Below are 18871 nucleotides of genomic sequence, written 5' to 3'. Positions count from 1 at the left end.
AGTTATATCTCAATTGACTTAGGGATATCTTAAGTCCTTTGTAAATTATATAAAGACCTATCATTGTGACAGTCTGTTTTATATTTAGAACGTTCAATATATTACAAGATTTACTCTATTAAAGATCAAACAATATTGTTTATTCTTTTACTTAAAAACCAAAAATTCTGCTTCTTTCTTGGTAGCATCAACATACTCAGCATCTTGTTCGACAGAACCAAATACCAGTTGGGTTTGCAATTTCCATTTTGTACTTATTTTAAAGTATTGAGCGACTTTGTAATCAATTGACGGACTGTAATAATTAAAGTTCGCTCCTATTCCTATTTCTGCTAAAGCCATCCAAACTGCATATTGCGCCATTCCTAAACTCTGTTCTGACCACAATGGTAATTCTGCTGAATTTAAAGGTGAGTTCTTTTGCAAGTTTTCGATGGCTGTTTGATCCTCAAAAAATAAAACTGTTCCATAAGCCGCGTTGCATTTCTGAATCTTTATTGCAATTGCTGGAAATAAGTGTTCGGGTATTTGTGTTTTTTGAATCTCTTGAACCAAATGCCAAAATTCCGTATGTGCTTTGGAAAATAGAATAACAATACGTGTGGTTTTCATGTTCACTGCCGATGGGCAACTTAAAACAGCGGCATGAATCAACTCGCTTAAATATATTTGATCATATGCTAGGTTCTTACCTAATTTCTGTATGGATTGGCGTTGTTGTAATTGTTGAAGATAATCCGATTCCTTTGAATCAGTTTCATTTTTTCTATTAAAAATTAAGTCCGTTGTAATTTCAGTTGTTAGCACTTGGCTAAGTTTATCTAATAGTGCCATTGATTACCCCGTAAAACCCAAATACACATATTTTTTTTAAGGATTTTATTCTAACGCCAAATTTCTGGGAAATAACCATTTACTTTAGAAAGACTGTTCTCTTTTAAATCAACTAAATAGCCTAAAAAAGATAAACTCCGCACTTTGCGGAGTTTATGTGAAATAGACTGCTTTTTATTTTTCTGTTTCAAATAAAGCAGCTACAAATGATTTTGCCGAGAACGGTCGTAAATCATCAATTTTCTCACCAACACCAATAAAGCGAATTGGAACATGAGTGCGACTTGCAATATTAAACAGAACACCACCTTTTGCTGTTCCATCTAATTTAGTGATCGTAATACCTGTAAGACCAACAGCCTCATCAAACAACTCGACTTGGTTAATCGCATTCTGGCCCGTGCCTGCATCTACCACTAACATAATTTCATGAGGTGCTGTGGCATCAATTTTTTGCATAACGCGCTTAACTTTCGTCAATTCTTGCATCAAATGACTTTTGTTATGCAAACGTCCTGCGGTATCGGCAATCAGAACATCTACACCTTTCGCACGTGCACTTTCAAAAGCATCGAAAATGACAGAAGCACTATCTGCACCATGACCTTGAGCAACCACGGCGATATTGTTGCGCTCACCCCAAATTTGCAATTGCTCGGTTGCTGCTGCACGGAAAGTATCCCCTGCCGCAAGCATGACTTTTTTACCCTCACCTTGCAAACGCTTAGCCAATTTACCAATAGTGGTCGTTTTACCTACACCATTTACACCCACGACCAAAATCACAAATGGATTTTTGTTTGGATCGATATGCAAGGGTTTAACCCGCGGAGCCAGCAAGTTAACCAATTCTTCTTGCAATGCTTTATATAAAGAATGCGAATAAATCAAATCGCCGCGCGCTGTACGCTCAGTTAAATTAGCGATAATTGCTTTGGTCGCATCTACACCAATATCTGCAACTAAAAGCTGCTCTTCAACTTCTTCAAGGAGTTCATCATCAATTTCTTTGCCACCGATCAAAATATTGACCATACCATCGGCAAAGTTTTTACGGGTTTTGGTTAACCCTTCTTTCATTCGGTTAAAAAAGCCGCCTGTTGACTTTTCGATAGTTTGCTCATCGGAAGTTTTTTGAACTGGAGTAATCGTTTCTTCAGCTTTTGGAGTCTCAATAATGGGCACATTTACCGCAGGTAAACTTGGTAAAGTTACATCGTCATCCCCAATATCAGCATCAATCAAAAATTTATTTTGCCCAGTAGATTGTTGTTGCATGCCGAATCCTTTGAAAAGCAGCGCGTTAAAAGTTAATAATTTTAGCATAAAAGATAAGGATTTTCCTTATCTTGCCGTATCGTGTAAATCAGCTACAAAAAACTACACCCTTACCTTGCATTTACAAATGATTTTCTTAAGAATGAATTTAAATACCAAGGTTTGTGAGCTCCCTAAGTGTTTGGCAAAAATAATAATAAACGCCTAAAACAACCCGCTATACTCTTTGGCATATTGGTCTGCATTTGTCCAGTTTATGCAAAACCTCAAAATTATCTAACACACTCAACCTCAAAATATACTTTAGACAATGGGCTTAAAGTCATAATCCGCGAAGATCATCGCTCGCCTATGGTCATGACGCAAATTTGGTATGCTGTTGGTAGCAGTGATGAATCAGGGAATCTTTTGGGTATTTCGCATGCCTTAGAACATATGATGTTTAAAGGCACAATCAAAGTACCCAATGATGAATTTACTCGTTTAAGTCGACTGTATGGTGGGAGTGTGAACGCTGCAACTTTTACCAACTACACCTACTATTATCAACTCTACCAAAAAGACTTTTTAGCTTTAGCATTGGAATTAGAAGCTGATCGGATGAGTAATTTACTGCTCAGACAACAAGATTTTGATACTGAAATTAAAGTTATTATGGAGGAACGGCGCCAAAGAACCGATGATAATCCTCGTGCTCTCGCATCTGAGCGGTTTAAATGGATTGCTTACCCAACCAGTCACTACAGGCAACCTGTAATTGGTTATATGAAGAATCTAAATACCCTTCAATTAGACTCTCTTAAAAAATGGTATCAAGACTGGTATGCTCCGAATAATGCTATTTTAGTTATTGTTGGTGATGTAGATACCCAGCAAACGCTTCATCAAGTAAAACAATACTTTTCTGCTATTCCAGCAAAAGTATTAGCTCAAAGAAATGAAGTTCAGGAATATACAAATGTTGGCTATCGCTATATGGAGGTTAAACTTCCTGTACAGGTTCCAAATCTGCTTTTGGCTTGGAATGTTCACTCTTTAGCTACCGCACAAAATCCACAAGATGTCTATGCACTCGTTATTATCAAAAATATACTGGATAGCGGTATAACTTCCCGTCTTCAAAAAAATTTAGTACGCAATCAAAAGTTAGCAACTTCAATCAGTGCCTCTTATGATCCATATAATCGTGGTGATAGCCTTTTTAGTATTACTGCCTTACCCGTAGAAGGCGTTTCACTGGAAGAGATTGAAAAAGCTGTATTGGCTGAAATAGAAAGTTTAAAAAACAGCCCTGTATCTGATAATGAGATAAATCATGTAGTGACAAGATATATGGCCGATTTGATTTATAGCCAAGATGATATTGCGGGACAAGCCCGAATGATTGGAACATTGGAGGTGAATGGATTGAGCTATCAATTAATCGATCAATTACAACAACATTATGAAGCTGTTACCCCAGAAGATATCCAGCGCGTAGCCAATACCTATTTCAACCAAAAAAACCTGAGCAATATGCACATTCTTCCTGAACAACAAAAATAACCCATGGAGAAGCAAATGTGGAAATTTCATTTATGTATCATCACTTCTTTTTTATTTTTACCTGCCAGTTTCGCAGAGGTTATACAAAATACAGAAACAACAAACGAGTTCAGCTCAATTTCTCGGCTACAAAGCCTAAAAAATATTCAGGAAAATCCACATCAAACCGCACCCTTCGTACACGAACTGAATAATCGCTTTCATGTTCGATCACTGTTTGTGGAATCGCAAACTTTACCGATAATCGACATTCAACTGACATTTAATGCAGGTTCAGCACGAGACTCTGAAATTGGCACTAATCTTTATGGTTTATCCAATATGGCAGCGCAACTTATGGATGAAGGAACAACCAACTACACAGCACAGGAAATTATTTCAACTTTTGAAAGTGTTGGAGCTAAGTTCAGCGTGGCTGCATATCGAGATATGTTTATCATTAAATTAAGAACCTTATCCGATCCTGAAAAGTTACAACCCGCAGTGGCAATGATGCTTGAAGTGTTGAATCACTCTACTTTTAAGACGCCAAGTATTGATTTAATGCTCAGTAATACCGCTGTAGGGCAAAAGCAATTAAAAGAAAATCCAGATCGTATGAAAAATATTGTGTTTTACCGTACTTTATATGGCAAACACCCTTATGCCGAACCAGTTACAGGAACTCAAGCCAGCATTAAACGCATCACGCCTGAAAATTTGATTGAGTTTCGTAAGCGATTTTTAGTCCGTAATAATTTGAACATTGCAATTACTGGACAATTAAATCCGAAAGACGCATTAAAACTGTCAGAAAAAATAGCGAAACAATTACCTGAAGGCAGCAAAGCAAAGCCACTACCTACCCCAATTATGCGTACAGATTTTAATATTCGGCATATCCCTTATGCATCAAGCCAAGCACATATTGTCATGGGTGAAATCGGAACGACTCGAGAAGATCCAGATTATTTAGCCCTTCAAGTAGCTAATCGCATATTTGGAACAGGAGGATTTAATTCCATTTTGAATCAAGAACTCCGTGTTAAACGAGGTCTTACCTACGGTGCGTATAGTAATTTTAATTTCATGCAAGCAGCAGGCCCCTTTAGCTTAGGCTATTCAACAGAACAGGAAAATTTGTCAGAAAGCATTCAGATTGCACATCAAGCCTTGGTCAATTTCATCCATACTTCGATTGATGAACAACAGCTTGAACAAGCCAAATTAGGCATGATACGAGCTTTTCCAACTCACTATAGTAGCAACGCCACGATTAATGCTCAGTTAGGCGCTATGGGGTTTTATCATTTACCTGCTGATTACTTAAATCGCTATAGTGAAAAATTAAATGAGTTAACCACTATTCAAGTGCAAAACGCGATCCGAAAGCATTTACATCCAGATCGACTCACCCTTGTAATTTTCAGCAAAAACCTAGATAAATCTACCTTAGAACACATCTTGCAAGAAAACTTAAACACGAGTAAGAAATTAGCTACACCCAAAACGACACTTCCTAAAATGGGCGAACAGTATCATCCGCCAAAGGAGGAAGCTCCGTTGCCTGATTCTTCTCTGTATGATATGCCCGCATCAATTTCAAGTAATGACCTATGGTCACCTGATGCTTATACAAAAGTTGATCTGCCATATCTTGAGTAGAAGGATAATATGATTGCCGAGATAACTGTTTGATTTGATGATATTGCTCTGGTGTCACAGGTCTAAATAAGGCAAAAGTAGCAAAAAAAAGAATCGCACCAATAATTAATACGACCAAGAAATAATATAAATTCTCTAATTTAAACTGATCAAAAAAATGAATAATTTTTTGCTTTGCGCTATGCATACACTACCTCGAATGAGTAGGTAGTGTAGGTTGGCTACTAAAGAATCTCAAGTTTATTTGCCCAGTCTTAACCTCAACTGGCTAAAAATGGGCAAATTCTGTCTTAAGCACTTATAATATTACGGACTACAGCAAAATAAAGGATAAAAGCAATAAACGCTAATGCCAGTACAATGGTAAATACACCTACACCATGTTCTGCATCAGCAGGATGCAAGTCCTCATCATCTGCAATTCTACGCAGTTCCCCATCGTACATTTTATAAAATTCAACACGCTGTTGTGGCTCCAGTGTTCGCGTAAAATCATACACACGCTTACGCTGAGCCAAACAGTATTCCCCTAAATGAATTTCATTGTGAAAAATGGCCTCATCTAATTGTTGACGATGATAGTGAGCCAATTCAATAATTTTTTCCGCGTTCAGTGGTAAATCAAAAGTAAAACCATCTATTGTATTTGTCATATTATTCTCCTTTTAATTACAGTATCCTGTAGATCCATAATAATAAAAAAACTTTTTGACTATTGTTTAATCATGTAACTTGAATTTATTTGTGCAACCCCCATCTGTTATTTGACTTTTCATCTAATATGTAATATTAGTTTAATAATACTTAGTTAAATTAGTATGAAGACTATAAAAGTCTAGCTGTGCAATCATAATTACAATAAGGAGTTATCTATGATTCAACAAATTTCTCATCATGAATTAGAACATGTGTATGCTAACGCGGTAAACACTATTCAATCGCAAATGAACTTTTCAGAAGCCGTTTTACAGTTGGAAGACGCTGCACGTGCAGGTCATGGTAAAGCAGCAATGTTTTTAGCTGAACTTTATTATCAAGGTTTTCGTGTAGAACGTGATTCTCTTAAAGCTCAGTACTGGCAAAAGATGGCCACGATGCAAGCATAATGAAACGTCACTTAGGTGGCGTTTTTTTTGAGCCTTATTTTCCAAAAAACATATTTACTTACGATTTTTCGCAAAGCTTACACTGAAATTTAACCTAACCTTTTTACAATAACTCATGACTTCACAACGTTTGTCCAATATGAAACAAATTAGTCAATTACAACCAATCTCAAAAGACTTATTCTTTAAAATTACTATTCTTAAATCCATGATGTACTGCGGTGTGTTATGGGGTTTATACAATCAAGGCTGGGCAATCATGTCCGACCAAGATGATTTTATTTTTCCGTTCTGGATGAATAGCGTTCAAGCACATAAATATGCAGAAGTTCATTGGCCAAGCTATACCCCTCGCAGGATTACACCTGCTGATTTTCAAAAATCATTATTGCCAACTTTAACTCGGCTCAAAGTCATTCCTGCACTATGTAATTCTTCTAGCCAAAAATTTAAACTGACCACTCAGCAAATGCGCCATTTTTTCTTTGCAGATGTGCAATTACAATCCGCTTAAAGCAAATTAAATTAGGTGTTCCCTTTGACACCTAATTTTTTTAATTTTATGCAATTTATGACCCTTCAGGTATTTGCATTTTGCATATTTCAAGTTAAGTTAAAAGTCAAACAATAAACAACATCAGAGATGAATAATATGACTAAAGTTGCACAAGTCCTTCAAGATAAATCCGAACAGTCAATTTTTACAATTCGTCCAGATTCTACCGTATTTGAAGCAATTACACTTATGGCGGACAAGGGCATTGGCGCTTTAGTCGTTACACAAGACGAAAGAGTCGTTGGTATTGTTTCTGAACGTGATTACACGCGTAAAGTCGCTTTACTGGAACGAACTTCTTCTTCCACCAGCGTGAATGAAATTATGACTGCAACTGTATTGACCGTAACAACCAACACCAGTATAGAAGATTGTTTGGAGTTAATGACTGATCGCCACCTACGCCACTTGCCTGTGGTTGAGAACGAACGACTGATTGGTTTAATTTCAATTGGTGACTTAGTAAAAGCAGCAATGGCAGATCAGAAAAACTTGATTGAGCAATTACAACAATATATTTCTGGATAATGAAATATAGGTCAATATATAAAAAAGGTCAGCATATGCTGACCTTTTAAAATTTAAGCTTTAATTTAGACCAAGTTTGTCTGCAACATAGTCAGAATCTTTATCACCACGACCGGATAAATTCACCACGATTTTCACATCTTTGGGTAATTTGGGTGCTTCACGCAATGCCCATGCGACTGCGTGTGAGCTTTCTAGTGCAGGTACAATTCCTTCAACACGTGACAAAGTCATAAACGCATCTAAACACTCTTGATCCGTTGCTGTTGTATATTCAACTCGTCCTAAATCTTTAAGGAAGCTATGTTGTGGCCCCACGCCCGGATAGTCCAAACCAGAAGCAATTGAATGCACAGGTAATGGTTCACCTTGATCATCTTCCAATACATAACATGCCATACCATGGATTTGACTTGGTTTTCCCAATGTTAAGGTCGCTGAATGCATAGCTGTATCCAAACCATGACCAGCAGGCTCAACACCCACCAATTTTACATCTGTATCGTTTAAAAATGCTGTAAACGCACCGATTGCATTAGAACCACCACCTACACAAGCAACAATATAATCGGGATTTTGTCCAAAACGGTCTTGAGTTTGTACTTTAATTTCTTTACCAATAATACTTTGAAAATCACGCACCATTTTCGGAAATGGATGCGGTCCAACGACCGAACCAATCGCATAAATATAGTTTTTCGGATCGTTTAGATATTCCTCAAAGGCACTATCTACAGCATCTTTTAAGGTTGCTGTACCACGCGTAACCGAAACCAGTTTTGCACCAAGAATCTTCATTTTCACAACATTTGGATGTTCTTTCTCAATATCCACTTGCCCCATATGAATTTCACAAGGAATTCCAACTAGAGCGCAAGCCGTAGCTAAAGCCACACCATGTTGTCCCGCGCCTGTTTCCGCAATGACTTTGGTTTTACCCATGTACTTCGCAAGCAATGCCTCACCAAGACAATGGTTAATTTTATGTGCGCCAGTATGGTTCAGATCTTCGCGCTTTAAATAAATTTGCGCACCACCCAATTGCTCAGACAAACGCTTGGCGTGAAATAAAGGACTCGGTCGACCAACATAATTTGCAAATAAATCTGCAAGTTCATTTTGGAATTCTGGCGTATGACGAATTTCTTCATATGCCACGTTAATTTCATCCATTGCTTCTTTAAGATGTGGAGGAATAAATTGACCACCATAAGGTCCAAAAAAACCTTCAGCATTGGGTAAATCTACCCCATTAATTTGATGATTCATCGCTTATTCCCCCTTTATCACATTTATTATTTATCAAATACTTAATACTTGCTTAGAAACATAAAATATTTAACGTGCTAAGTATTTGGTTAAATCCTCTACCCCTTTTAAGGTCATCGGATACATATGCTGTTCAAAAATCTGTTTGATTGCACCAATGGTTTGCGTGTAATGCCAGTAATTTTCTTCTTCAGGATTTAGCCATGCCGTTTTATCAAAATGCTGACGTAAGCGATGTAGCCACACCTGCCCCGATTCATCATTCATATATTCAACAGAACCACCTACTGAATTCAGCTCATAAGGTGCCATACTTGCATCACCCACCACAATTACACGATAGTCACGACCATAAGTATTGAATAAATCCCATGTGTTCATGCGTGTATTGGAGCGACGCACATTATCTTTCCATACATAGTCATACAAACAATTATGGAAATAGAAATACTCGAGTGTTTTAAATTCTGTTTTTGCTGCACTAAATAATTTCTCACATTGTGCAATATGAGAATCCATTGAGCCACCCACATCAAACAACATCAAGACTTTAACGCGGTTACGGCGTTCAGGCACCAATTGAACATTCAAAATGCCCTGTTTGGCAGTTTCTTTAATAGTGCCATCTATATCCAGTTCTTCGGCAGCACCTTGACGAGCAAACTTACGCAAACGGCGTAATGCCAATTGCATTTGGCGTGTCCCCAAAATCTGCTCATCATCCAAATTACGGTATTTGCGCTGTTCCCAAACTTTTACCGCTGAACGTTTCCGCCCTGGTCCACCAATGCGTACACCCTCAGGATGATCTCCGTAAGCACCAAAAGGAGAAGTCCCTCCCGTACCAATCATCTTGTTTCCACCTTGATGTTTTTTATGCTGTTCGCGTAATCGCTCTTCCAACATTTTCATCAATTCTTCAAGGGAACCCGCTTTTTTCAACTCTTCACGCTGTTCTGGCGTGAGATGCTTTTCTAATAATTCTAGATCAAACCAATCTTTGGGTAATTGCTGAACTTGATTGAGTAATTCATCCAAATTAAAAGTAGAAATACCATCAAAGTAGTCTTTCATGCCCCGATCAAATTTATCGAAGAAACGCTCATCCTTCACCATAATGGTTTTGGTGAGCTGATAAAACTCTTCTTGATCGGCAAATACCAAGCCTGATGCGACCGCCTCATTCAGATCAATGAGTTCTCGTGTAGATACAGGCACACCATATTTGCGTAAGGTATAAAACAAGCGCACAAACATGCGTGTTTCTCCTTTAGCGACGCGACATAAAGGCTAAACGCTCAAGCAACTGTACATCTTGCTCGTTTTTAATCAATGCACCATACAACGGCGGAATCGCTTTAGATTTATCATGGTTACGCAATACATCTTCTGGCATATCATCTGCCATCAACAGGCTTAACCAATCAATCAATTCAGAGGTTGAAGGCGGTTTTTTTAGCCCTGGAACCTGACGTAATTTAAAGAAAACTTGAAGTGCTTCATTCACTAAAGCAGTTGAAACCTGCGGAAAATGCACATCAATAATTTCACGCATGGTTGCTTCATCAGGAAACTCAATATAATGGAAGAAACAGCGACGCAAAAATGCATCTGGTAATTCTTTTTCATTATTTGAAGTAATGATGACGATTGGACGTTGAGTCGCAGTAATGGTTTCGCCTGTTTCATACACAAAGAAAGACATTTTATCGAGTTCGTGCAATAAATCGTTTGGAAACTCGATATCTGCCTTGTCAATTTCATCAATCAACAACACACAGCGTTCTTCACTGGTAAATGCTTCCCACAATTTACCGGGTTTAATGTAGTTTTTAATGTCGTAGACACGGTCATCACCCAACTGGCTATCACGCAGGCGTGAAACCGCATCATACTCATACAAACCTTGCTGTGCTTTGGTTGTAGACTTGATGTGCCATGTGATGAGTTTTAAACCTAAGCTTTCTGCAACTTGCTCTGCCAATAAAGTTTTACCCGTTCCCGGTTCCCCTTTAACCAATAATGGCTTTTGCAATGCACGTGCAGCCTTCACTGCAAGCTTTAAACTATCAGTCGCGATGTACTGACTTGTACCCGTAAATTGTTGAGCATCAACAGACATAAGATAACCTTATTTTTTATTTAAAGTGGTGAACTTTTCTTGTTAACTACAGAAATTCCGCGTTTATCACTATATTTAGACCAGCAATAGCCCACGATCAACCCTAAACCAAGAACACATAAAATTGCAGATAAATTAAACCAGATGAGCGGGTTTTCTTTAGTCAGTATGCCAAACATTAGACCAAAAAATGCAGGTGCAATCGAAGCATTTGTCCCTTCAGAAACCGTTGGTGTCAACATAACAGCAAAAACAACCACCCAACTAATCCCACCAAACGGTTTTGGTAGGCGCTTCGCGATTGCATACCAGCACCATAAAATAATGATGCTGCCTAGCAAATACACACTGACTGCAATCGTATCTTCAGGAATTGTGTCTAAAATTGAAAGAAAATTATTCATAGTACAACTCCTGAAAAAAATTAAGCACCACGTAAGCCTTCTGGCGCTACTGCATTCGGGTTAATTAACCCTTCTGGTGGCATTTGAATAAAGAAACCATGAGTTTCTATCGAATCTATCACGTGTAATACATTCACACGCGCTAACTTGCGTGTCTCGGTCAACTCGATATGCATAACAAACGTTGCGCGACCAAAAGCAATACGTAAGGCTTCTGGAACAACGTCTAATGGATTAGATGCTTCTGCATCATTTTCAGAAGGAAGATGAGCAACATAAAGATACATCTCGTCTTTTTTGCTCGATTTATAGATTGAACAATGCATGCTTGGAACATTACTTAACTTAGAAAACACAGCGCCAAGCATACAACAAAAAATAATCTGATTCAGTAATGATTATTAACGCAGCAGTCGTCAATTTGTCTAAGTGTCAATTCTTTAAACAAATTTGAGTGGCTATTGTGCAATTTTCATTTGTGTAGATAAATATTGCTGATCTGCATGTAATACTTGAATGAGCGGCTTGGTCAAAAGCTCATAGCGCCATCCTAGTAAATAATTTGGTAAATCTTGTTCAGCGCGCCCAGACACAACATGCTGATACACAGCATTGAGCCACTTTTTACGCAGCAAGACTTCCTTCGGAACCATTGTTTCATTCACCACATTTTGAATGACCGCATCGACCTTATTACCAATTTCTTTAGACGAGTGGCGGATTGGCCGTGCCATACGTAATGGCCATTCTTCTTGAGCTGGTAAAAACTTCAATAAATCTAAAATAGTTTTCCCGTGCTCACGTAGAATATTCTGACGAATATCTTTGATATTGCACAATTGGAAATGATTTTTTGGATTCTTCTCAACCAAATCAATCATGCTTGAATTCTTAAGAATAAAACTACGCGGTTGATTTAGTGCTTTAACCATCTGCTCACGCCAAACTGCCAATTGCTGTAATTGCATGAGTTCACGGCGTGAATGTCGATAATTTCCAACATCTTGATAGAGCAAAGTCAGTGGAGTTTCTTGACCAATTTCATAGGTCAAATTTCGGCAGTCTTCCTGAGCAAAATCTAACAAGTGTTTTTCTTGCAACTCAGATCTAACTTTTTGTGCCAATGCCATAATATACAGCACGTCATTCGCAGCATAATTGAGTTGTTCAGGCGACAGTGGACGTGCCAACCAATCTGAACGGGTCTGATCTTTATCAATATCTACATTGAGCATTTGTTTCAGTGCATTTTGATAACTGACTTGCAAGCCATGACCTAAAAATGACATCCCTACTTGGGTATCAAACACATTACTCAGTGACTTATCTTGTGCATAATGATAAATCAAATCAATGTCTTCACCACAAGCATGAAACACATTCAACTGCGCAGTAAATATTTTTTTCCAGAACCCACTTAAATCTAAAGTTGTTCCATCTAACAAATAGACTTGGTCAGCAACGTTAATTTGGAACACCCCAAGCTTTGGCCATAAGGTATCCACTTTAATAAACTCTGTATCAAGCCCATAAATGGAATTTTGATCCATGATGGACAAAAAGTTATTTAAATCTGTTTGGTGCTGAATAAACTGAAACATACTGCCGAGTCTAGGAATAGATTCTCTAAAAAGGTATCTTACCTTATATATAACAATTATCTATAAAAATTTTAATTTTCTGCTAAAGAATTAGTTAAATTTTAGTGTATAAGCTCTATTTACCTGTTTATTGATACTTTTTTTATATCATTGATTTTTATAAAATATACCAATCGTTAAAATAATATTCAAAATTTAAAGGACTATCTCTCTAAAGTGAACATGAAACAAGTATTCACTTATTTCATGCGCATCCGGTTATGTACAGCCTGACTTAAGGTGTGGCTGTCTACATACTCAAGCTCCCCGCCTTGTGGTACACCTTGTGCAATTCTTGTCATATGTACTGGCAGATGCTTACAGGCTTCAACCAGATAATGCGCGGTTGCTTGACCTTCAACAGTCGCATTGGTTGCAAGAATCACTTCTGTGATTTTGCCATCTGTTAGGCGATGCACCAAATGCGGTATACCAATTTCGTCTGGTCCAATACCATCCAGTGGTGACAAATGTCCACCTAAAACATGATATTTCCCGCGAAAACTTCCACTTTGCTCAATTGCCATGACATCTGCTGGAGACTCAACCACGCACAATAGCTGGTCATCACGCTCTGTTGATAGGCAAATATCACACACTTCTTCTTCTGTGAGTGAATGGCAAACACAACACTCATGAATATGATTTGTCGCTTCTGTCAAAGCATGGGCTAAACCCACTGCACCTTCCCGATTTTTCATAATCAGATGCAACGCCATACGCTGTGCAGACTTTGGCCCCACACTTGGTAAAATTCTTAAAGCTTGAACCAATTGTTCAAATCGATCACTAAACACGGTTATTCCTATATAAAAATACCTCCCTAAAAAGGGAGGTAAGCAACCACTTGGGATTAGAACATTCCCGCAAGGCCTGGTGGCAAGCCCATACCCGAACTCGCACCTTTTAAGCGCTCTTCAGAAATAACTTCTGCCTGACGTGCAGCATCATTCATTGCAGCCGCAATCAAGTCTTCAATCATATCTGGATCATCTTGCAACAATTCAGGATTAATCTCGATGCGCTTCACTACATTACGGCAAGTCATAGTCACCTTAACCAAACCACCGCCTGCTTCCGCATGAACTTCAGTCTGTGCAAGCTCCTCTTTGGCTTTTTTAAGATTAACTTCCATATCTTTTTGCATGCGTTGTGCTTGTTGCATCAGCATATTAATGTTCATAAAAATCTCCGAACATAAAATTAAAAATTAGATTAAGTCTAAACCACGTGCGATATCACGAATAATATCATCAATATCTTCTAAACCAACAGAAACACGAATTAAACCTTCACGAATACCTGCTGCTTGTTTAGCCTCAGCCGACATTCTGCCGTGCGATGTAGTCGCAGGATGGGTAATCGTTGATTTAACATCTCCCAAGTTACTCGTAATCGATAAGAAGCGAGTGTTGTCGATAACCGTCCAAGCCCCTTCACGCTCGCCTTTCACAACAAAAGAAACCACACCACCAAAACCAGATTGTTGTTTCTTCGCCAGTTCATGCCCTTCATGGTTTGGTAAACCCGCGTAATACACTTTTTCAACTTTTGGGTGCGCATCGAGCCATTCTGCTAATTTCTGTGCACTGGTACAATGTGCTTTCATGCGTAAACTTAAAGTTTCTAAACCTTTTAAGAAGATCCACGCATTAAACGGGCTCATAGAATTACCGAGTGTACGAATAACACCGTTAATCTCTTCAACCAATTTATCCTTACCCACAACCGCACCACCTAAAGCACGACCCTGACCATCAATATATTTCGTTGATGAATAGATAATCAGGTCTGCGCCGAACTTAATTGGTTGCTGTAAGATTGGGGTACAGAAAGTATTATCGACTGCAAATAAAGCATTATGTGCATGGGCAATATCAGCAATCGCCTGCATATCCCCCACTTGAGCCAATGGGTTTGATGGTGTTTCAATAAATAAAAGACGTGTATTGGGACGAATCGCTTGTTTCCAACCATCTAAATCTTCCAAGTCTACAAATGTTACATCGACACCAAATTTGATGACATATTTTTCAAACAGCGAAATGATCGAACCAAAGACAGCACGTGAACACACGACATGATCACCCGCTTTTAAATAAGCCAAAGTCACAGCATGAACTGCTGCCATACCAGAACTGGTTGCCACTGCACGTTCAGCACCATCTAATACAGCTAAACGTTTTTCAAATGCCTGTACAGTAGGGTTGGTATAACGTGAATAAGTATTACCTTCAATTTGTCCTGAAAATTTGGCTGCCGCATCTGCCGCATTTTCGCATACGAAAGAAGATGTTAGAAAAATTGGCTCACTATGCTCACCTTCAAAAGTACGTGTGTGACCGGTACGAATCGCTAAAGTGTCTAATTGATATTCGATGTCGTCGTATTGGCTCATTTCTACGATTCAGTTCTCAGAACTGCCTTTGTGAATAATTGCCAACATTTTGAGCGTCTACGGCATTTCAGGTCAAGGTAAAATATAAAATTATCGTTTAGACTTCGAGCAAATCTTCAAGTAGGTCAATAAATATGCCCGCGACAACAAAACTAAAACAACGGATCGCCAGTCAGAAAATCCAACTTAAAAACTTATCTACACGCGTCTTTAAGCAACATTCACTTATTCTGTCTGAAAGTACACCTTATGAAATTGTCGCACACAATGATTATGCTAAAGTGCGTTACTATCCATCTGTCTCAAAGCGTTATCTAGAACCGCTGGTTTTTGTTGCCCCTTTTGCCATTAATATGGCGATATATGATTTGTTTCCTTATCGGTCTTTAGTAAAGCATTTTCAAAATCAAGGTTTTGATGTGTATTTAGTTGAATGGAAGCAGTTTCGCTTTCGTGACCGACATATTCATTTTCTTACCATCGTTGACTACGCACTCCCTGACTGTATTAACAAGATACGCAGTCATGCTCAATCTGAGCAAATTTCACTGCATGGCTGGAGTATGGCAGGCATTTTTGTTTTACTTTATAGTGCTTTGCGACAGCCTAATTTTGTAAAAAACTTAATTGTTTTAGGCAGTCCTATTGATAGTTATGCTTCTGGATTCATTGGCAAAGTGAATCAAAATATGTATCGGCTGGTCCAAAAAAATACAACACTCAATCAACTCTTGTTTTCTACCAATATTCCAAAAAAATTTACTCATACATCAGGGCGCTTAAATTCAATTGGTTTTAAAATTCTGGACCCTAAAGGTTGGTATGCAAGTTATAAAACCCTTTTGAACAACTTGGATGATTTGGAAACCATCAGTGAAAATGCCACCATTAGCCAGTTTCTCAATAATATGATTGATTATCCTGGTGGTATTAACCAAGACATGATTTTTAAAATTTGGCTAAAGAATGAACTCAAACACGGGGTTATTCAGCTTGAAGATAAACAAATCAAATTAAATTCAATCACTTCATCTTTGTTGATTGGTGCAGGTCAAACCGATCAACTCGTTACTGAAGCTTCAATAAAACCATTATGTGAATTGACAAACAGTCAAGATGTCACGTTTACTCTTATCCCCGGAGGGCATTTGGGCTTAATGTCAAACAAGGCAAGCGCTGAACAATTTTGGCCCAAACTTACTTCGTGGTTAGAACAAAGATCGACAAAGATATAAAGGAAAAATTATGATTCATTCAGTTGCTTTTATCGGTTTAGGTGCTATGGGCTATCGCATGGCAGCTCATCTCCCTAAACATTTTGAAACCGTTTTTGTTTGGAATCGTAATTTTTCCAAAGCCGAACAACATGCAACTGAATATGGAACCCTTGCTGTTTCTTTACAAGATGCAGTTCAGGCAGACATCATTTTTTCTTGCCTTCCAACGAGCCAAGATGTTGAAGCGCTTATTTCTGGATTAGAGTTAAAAGCAGGCAGTATTTGGATTGACTGTACAAGTGGTGTACCAGAGTCCGCTAAAAATCTGGCAGACGCCTTACAGACACAACAAGTGACTTTCTTAGATGCCCCTGTAAGTGGTCAAACCATTGGCGCTGAAAATGCCACACTAACCATAATGGTAGGTGGTGATGCTGAAGCATTCGAAAAAGCCCTCCCTGCCTTGCAAGCGATTGGGAAACTCATTAAACATGTGGGTAACTCAGGTGCTGGTTTCGCAGTAAAAGCCGTGAATAACATGCTTCTTGCGGTTAACCTCTGTTCTGTTGCCGAAGGCTTTACCACGTTAAAAGCACATGGTGTAAATTTGGGTGAAGCACTGGATTGTATTAATGCATCCAGTGGTAAAAGTGGTGTGACTGAGACCGTCTTACCTCAACGCGTCTTAAACCGTAGCTTCCCTCTTACCTTTGCTTTACCGTTATTGGCAAAGGATACTGGAATAGCATTAGATTTAGTCCGTGACGCTAAACTTTCAGCACCTGTAATTGCATTGACACAAAGCCTGATACAAGCAGCAAGTGATCTTTCGCCTGCAGAAAGTGATTTTTCTAGTGCTGTAAAATTATATGAATCTTGGAGCAAAATTACGTTAGAGTGATTTTTCTATTTAAAATAAATAACTTATACTTATTTTTATTTCATATCGTAAAGTATTTTGGGTTCTCTGGAATGTCTATGAATTTTGAAATTTCACTAGACATTCCAGAGAACCAAATTTTTCATTCTGTCTTTATTTCTTCATTGAAATCCCATATTCAAAGAAAGTAATCTAACCCCTTGATCTTACAATAAGCATTTTATCATAGTGACGAATCTCACCATGAATGCATCCAAGCACCTAATTCGTCAATAAAATATATAGTTACCTTCAACTTCTAATTTATTAATATTACTCAGTTATAAAAATTTTAAATACAAAATTGACTAATTAACCCACTATATTTAAGTCATTTTTGAATTGGACTCGATTTACCAATGAGCATAATAACTTGAATTTCATTGTGACTTTACAGACCCTAAATGACTAAAGAATTTTAGCGCAATCAATTTACAAATAACGCAACATGCCGTAGAACGATTAGATACAATTGCAACAAAAAATTAGCCCTTTGTTATCAATTTAACTTTACAAAACTATTGATACATATAAATTTTATCTATCATGTTGAACAGAATTACGTTAGAGTAATTTATTGCCATTGAAGATGACAAATTAAACCCAATATTGTAATAAGTATTAAACATACACTGTTACAAACCATGAGGAAACTCTTATGAGTAAGTTGCTTATTGCTTGTCTTGCTGGTCTATCTACCCTTATTGGTGCAAATACTTTGGCTGCAACGCCAGAGCAAGAGTGTCAAAAACTCAAAAATGATCATGATGTGATCTATGCATCTAAAGGTTTCTGTTTTAAAGACCCTGAAGCAAAAGCAAAGTTTGGTAATGACAACTGCTATACCACCAAACCGAAATTTTCAGACAAAGAACAGCAACGTCTTGACGAAATCAAAGCTCGTCAGAAAGAATTAAATTGTAAATAACAACTAAATTACCTCCTTAAATGGAGACTGTTAAAGGAATAATTATGGCTTACGATGATCAAAATATTTTTGCAAGAATCCTACGTGGAGAGCTTCCTGCAATCAAAGTGTATGAAGATGATCAGGTTCTTGCTTTTATGGATATCATGCCGCAAGCTGAAGGACACACCCTAGTCATTCCTAAAACTCCAGCAGTAAACTTGCTCGATCTTCCAGCCGAAACTGCTGCTTACACCATTCAGGTCACACAAAAAATTGCACGTGCAATGGAACAAGCGCTTGGCGTAGATGGCATTATCTTAATGCAATTAAGTGGAGCTGCTGCTGGACAAACTGTTCCGCACATCCATTTCCACCTCATTCCGACCAATGTTCATCAGTTAGGCAAACATGCTGCACAAATGGGCGATCAAGAAAAGATTAAAGCTCAAGCTGAAAAAATTAAAGCTGCGTTAGAATCATAATTTGATTATCTAAGCAACA

The 18871-nt window shown here is 38.1% G+C and carries 21 protein-coding genes; 9 read left to right on the top strand and 12 right to left on the bottom strand.

Annotation, left to right across the window (positions count from 1 at the left end):
• Positions 1–147: 147 nt before the first annotated feature.
• On the bottom strand, positions 148–834 hold the full coding sequence (locus tag M5E07_RS07670) for a nitroreductase family protein (protein WP_252223473.1): 687 nt from the start codon (positions 832–834) through the stop codon (positions 148–150).
• A gap of 174 nt (positions 835–1008) precedes the next feature.
• Positions 1009–2112 carry a signal recognition particle-docking protein FtsY gene (gene ftsY, locus M5E07_RS07665; RefSeq protein WP_252223472.1) on the bottom strand — a complete coding sequence of 368 codons (1104 nt, stop codon included), beginning with the start codon at positions 2110–2112 and terminating at the stop codon, positions 1009–1011.
• 219 nt (positions 2113–2331) lie between these two features.
• On the opposite strand from ftsY, the gene M5E07_RS07660 reads away from it, so the two are divergent.
• On the top strand, positions 2332–3657 hold the full coding sequence (locus M5E07_RS07660; protein WP_434087807.1) for a M16 family metallopeptidase: 1326 nt from the start codon (positions 2332–2334) through the stop codon (positions 3655–3657).
• Positions 3658–3672: 15 nt separating this feature from the next.
• Complete coding sequence (locus tag M5E07_RS07655; protein WP_252223470.1) at positions 3673–5301, top strand: M16 family metallopeptidase; 1629 nt, start codon at positions 3673–3675, stop codon at positions 5299–5301.
• Between the two features lie 290 nt (positions 5302–5591).
• Here the strand turns inward: M5E07_RS07655 and M5E07_RS07650 are convergent, their stop codons facing one another.
• Entirely contained in the window at positions 5592–5954 is a 363-nt protein-coding gene (locus M5E07_RS07650) for a hypothetical protein (RefSeq protein ID WP_116760785.1), read from the bottom strand.
• Between the two features lie 219 nt (positions 5955–6173).
• On the opposite strand from M5E07_RS07650, the gene M5E07_RS07645 reads away from it, so the two are divergent.
• The 3 genes from M5E07_RS07645 (at position 6174) to M5E07_RS07635 (ending at position 7491) form a co-directional block, all read left to right on the top strand.
• The gene (locus tag M5E07_RS07645) at positions 6174–6407 is read left to right on the top strand and encodes an SEL1-like repeat protein (protein ID WP_016166270.1); all 234 of its coding nucleotides are present in this window, start codon (positions 6174–6176) and stop codon (positions 6405–6407) included.
• 139 nt (positions 6408–6546) lie between these two features.
• On the top strand, positions 6547–6921 hold the full coding sequence (locus M5E07_RS07640) for a DUF2750 domain-containing protein (RefSeq protein ID WP_252223738.1): 375 nt from the start codon (positions 6547–6549) through the stop codon (positions 6919–6921).
• Between the two features lie 138 nt (positions 6922–7059).
• A complete protein-coding gene (locus tag M5E07_RS07635; protein WP_116760787.1) occupies positions 7060–7491 on the top strand; it encodes a CBS domain-containing protein in 432 nt (143 codons plus the stop codon).
• Between the two features lie 60 nt (positions 7492–7551).
• Here the strand turns inward: M5E07_RS07635 and trpB are convergent, their stop codons facing one another.
• The 9 genes from trpB to M5E07_RS07590 all read right to left on the bottom strand — a co-directional run bounded on the left by trpB (position 7552) and on the right by M5E07_RS07590 (position 15324).
• The gene (trpB, locus tag M5E07_RS07630) at positions 7552–8760 is read right to left on the bottom strand and encodes a tryptophan synthase subunit beta (RefSeq protein WP_252223468.1); all 1209 of its coding nucleotides are present in this window, start codon (positions 8758–8760) and stop codon (positions 7552–7554) included.
• A 69-nt stretch (positions 8761–8829) separates the two neighbouring features.
• A complete protein-coding gene (locus M5E07_RS07625) occupies positions 8830–10017 on the bottom strand; it encodes a vWA domain-containing protein (protein ID WP_252223466.1) in 1188 nt (395 codons plus the stop codon).
• A 13-nt stretch (positions 10018–10030) separates the two neighbouring features.
• Positions 10031–10882 (bottom strand): AAA family ATPase, encoded by an 852-nt coding sequence (locus tag M5E07_RS07620; protein WP_116760793.1) that lies wholly within the window; start codon positions 10880–10882, stop codon positions 10031–10033.
• A gap of 20 nt (positions 10883–10902) precedes the next feature.
• The gene (locus tag M5E07_RS07615) at positions 10903–11286 is read right to left on the bottom strand and encodes a hypothetical protein (protein WP_116760795.1); all 384 of its coding nucleotides are present in this window, start codon (positions 11284–11286) and stop codon (positions 10903–10905) included.
• Positions 11287–11306: 20 nt separating this feature from the next.
• Positions 11307–11612, bottom strand: coding sequence for a YcgL domain-containing protein (locus tag M5E07_RS07610; protein WP_252223464.1), 306 nt, complete (start codon positions 11610–11612; stop codon positions 11307–11309).
• Positions 11613–11744: 132 nt separating this feature from the next.
• Entirely contained in the window at positions 11745–12887 is a 1143-nt protein-coding gene (locus tag M5E07_RS07605) for a ribonuclease D (RefSeq protein ID WP_252223462.1), read from the bottom strand.
• A 239-nt stretch (positions 12888–13126) separates the two neighbouring features.
• Entirely contained in the window at positions 13127–13723 is a 597-nt protein-coding gene (gene recR, locus M5E07_RS07600; RefSeq protein ID WP_116760801.1) for a recombination mediator RecR, read from the bottom strand.
• A gap of 56 nt (positions 13724–13779) precedes the next feature.
• Positions 13780–14109 (bottom strand): YbaB/EbfC family nucleoid-associated protein, encoded by a 330-nt coding sequence (locus M5E07_RS07595; RefSeq protein ID WP_116760803.1) that lies wholly within the window; start codon positions 14107–14109, stop codon positions 13780–13782.
• Between the two features lie 27 nt (positions 14110–14136).
• Entirely contained in the window at positions 14137–15324 is a 1188-nt protein-coding gene (locus M5E07_RS07590; RefSeq protein WP_252223460.1) for an O-succinylhomoserine sulfhydrylase, read from the bottom strand.
• 134 nt (positions 15325–15458) lie between these two features.
• Between M5E07_RS07590 and M5E07_RS07585 the strand changes: the two genes are divergently transcribed.
• The 4 genes from M5E07_RS07585 to M5E07_RS07570 all read left to right on the top strand — a co-directional run bounded on the left by M5E07_RS07585 (position 15459) and on the right by M5E07_RS07570 (position 18852).
• Entirely contained in the window at positions 15459–16559 is a 1101-nt protein-coding gene (locus M5E07_RS07585; protein ID WP_116760807.1) for an alpha/beta fold hydrolase, read from the top strand.
• A gap of 10 nt (positions 16560–16569) precedes the next feature.
• The gene (locus M5E07_RS07580; RefSeq protein WP_252223458.1) at positions 16570–17442 is read left to right on the top strand and encodes an NAD(P)-dependent oxidoreductase; all 873 of its coding nucleotides are present in this window, start codon (positions 16570–16572) and stop codon (positions 17440–17442) included.
• Positions 17443–18118: 676 nt separating this feature from the next.
• Positions 18119–18388, top strand: a complete 270-nt coding sequence (locus M5E07_RS07575; protein WP_016166286.1) for a YARHG domain-containing protein — start codon at positions 18119–18121, stop codon at positions 18386–18388.
• A 44-nt stretch (positions 18389–18432) separates the two neighbouring features.
• Positions 18433–18852, top strand: coding sequence for an HIT family protein (locus M5E07_RS07570; RefSeq protein WP_116760811.1), 420 nt, complete (start codon positions 18433–18435; stop codon positions 18850–18852).
• Positions 18853–18871 lie beyond the last annotated feature (19 nt).

This window comes from Acinetobacter tibetensis, from assembly GCF_023824315.1.
GTDB classification, from domain to species: domain Bacteria; phylum Pseudomonadota; class Gammaproteobacteria; order Pseudomonadales; family Moraxellaceae; genus Acinetobacter; species Acinetobacter tibetensis.
This window is presented reverse-complemented; position numbering and strand designations above follow the sequence as displayed.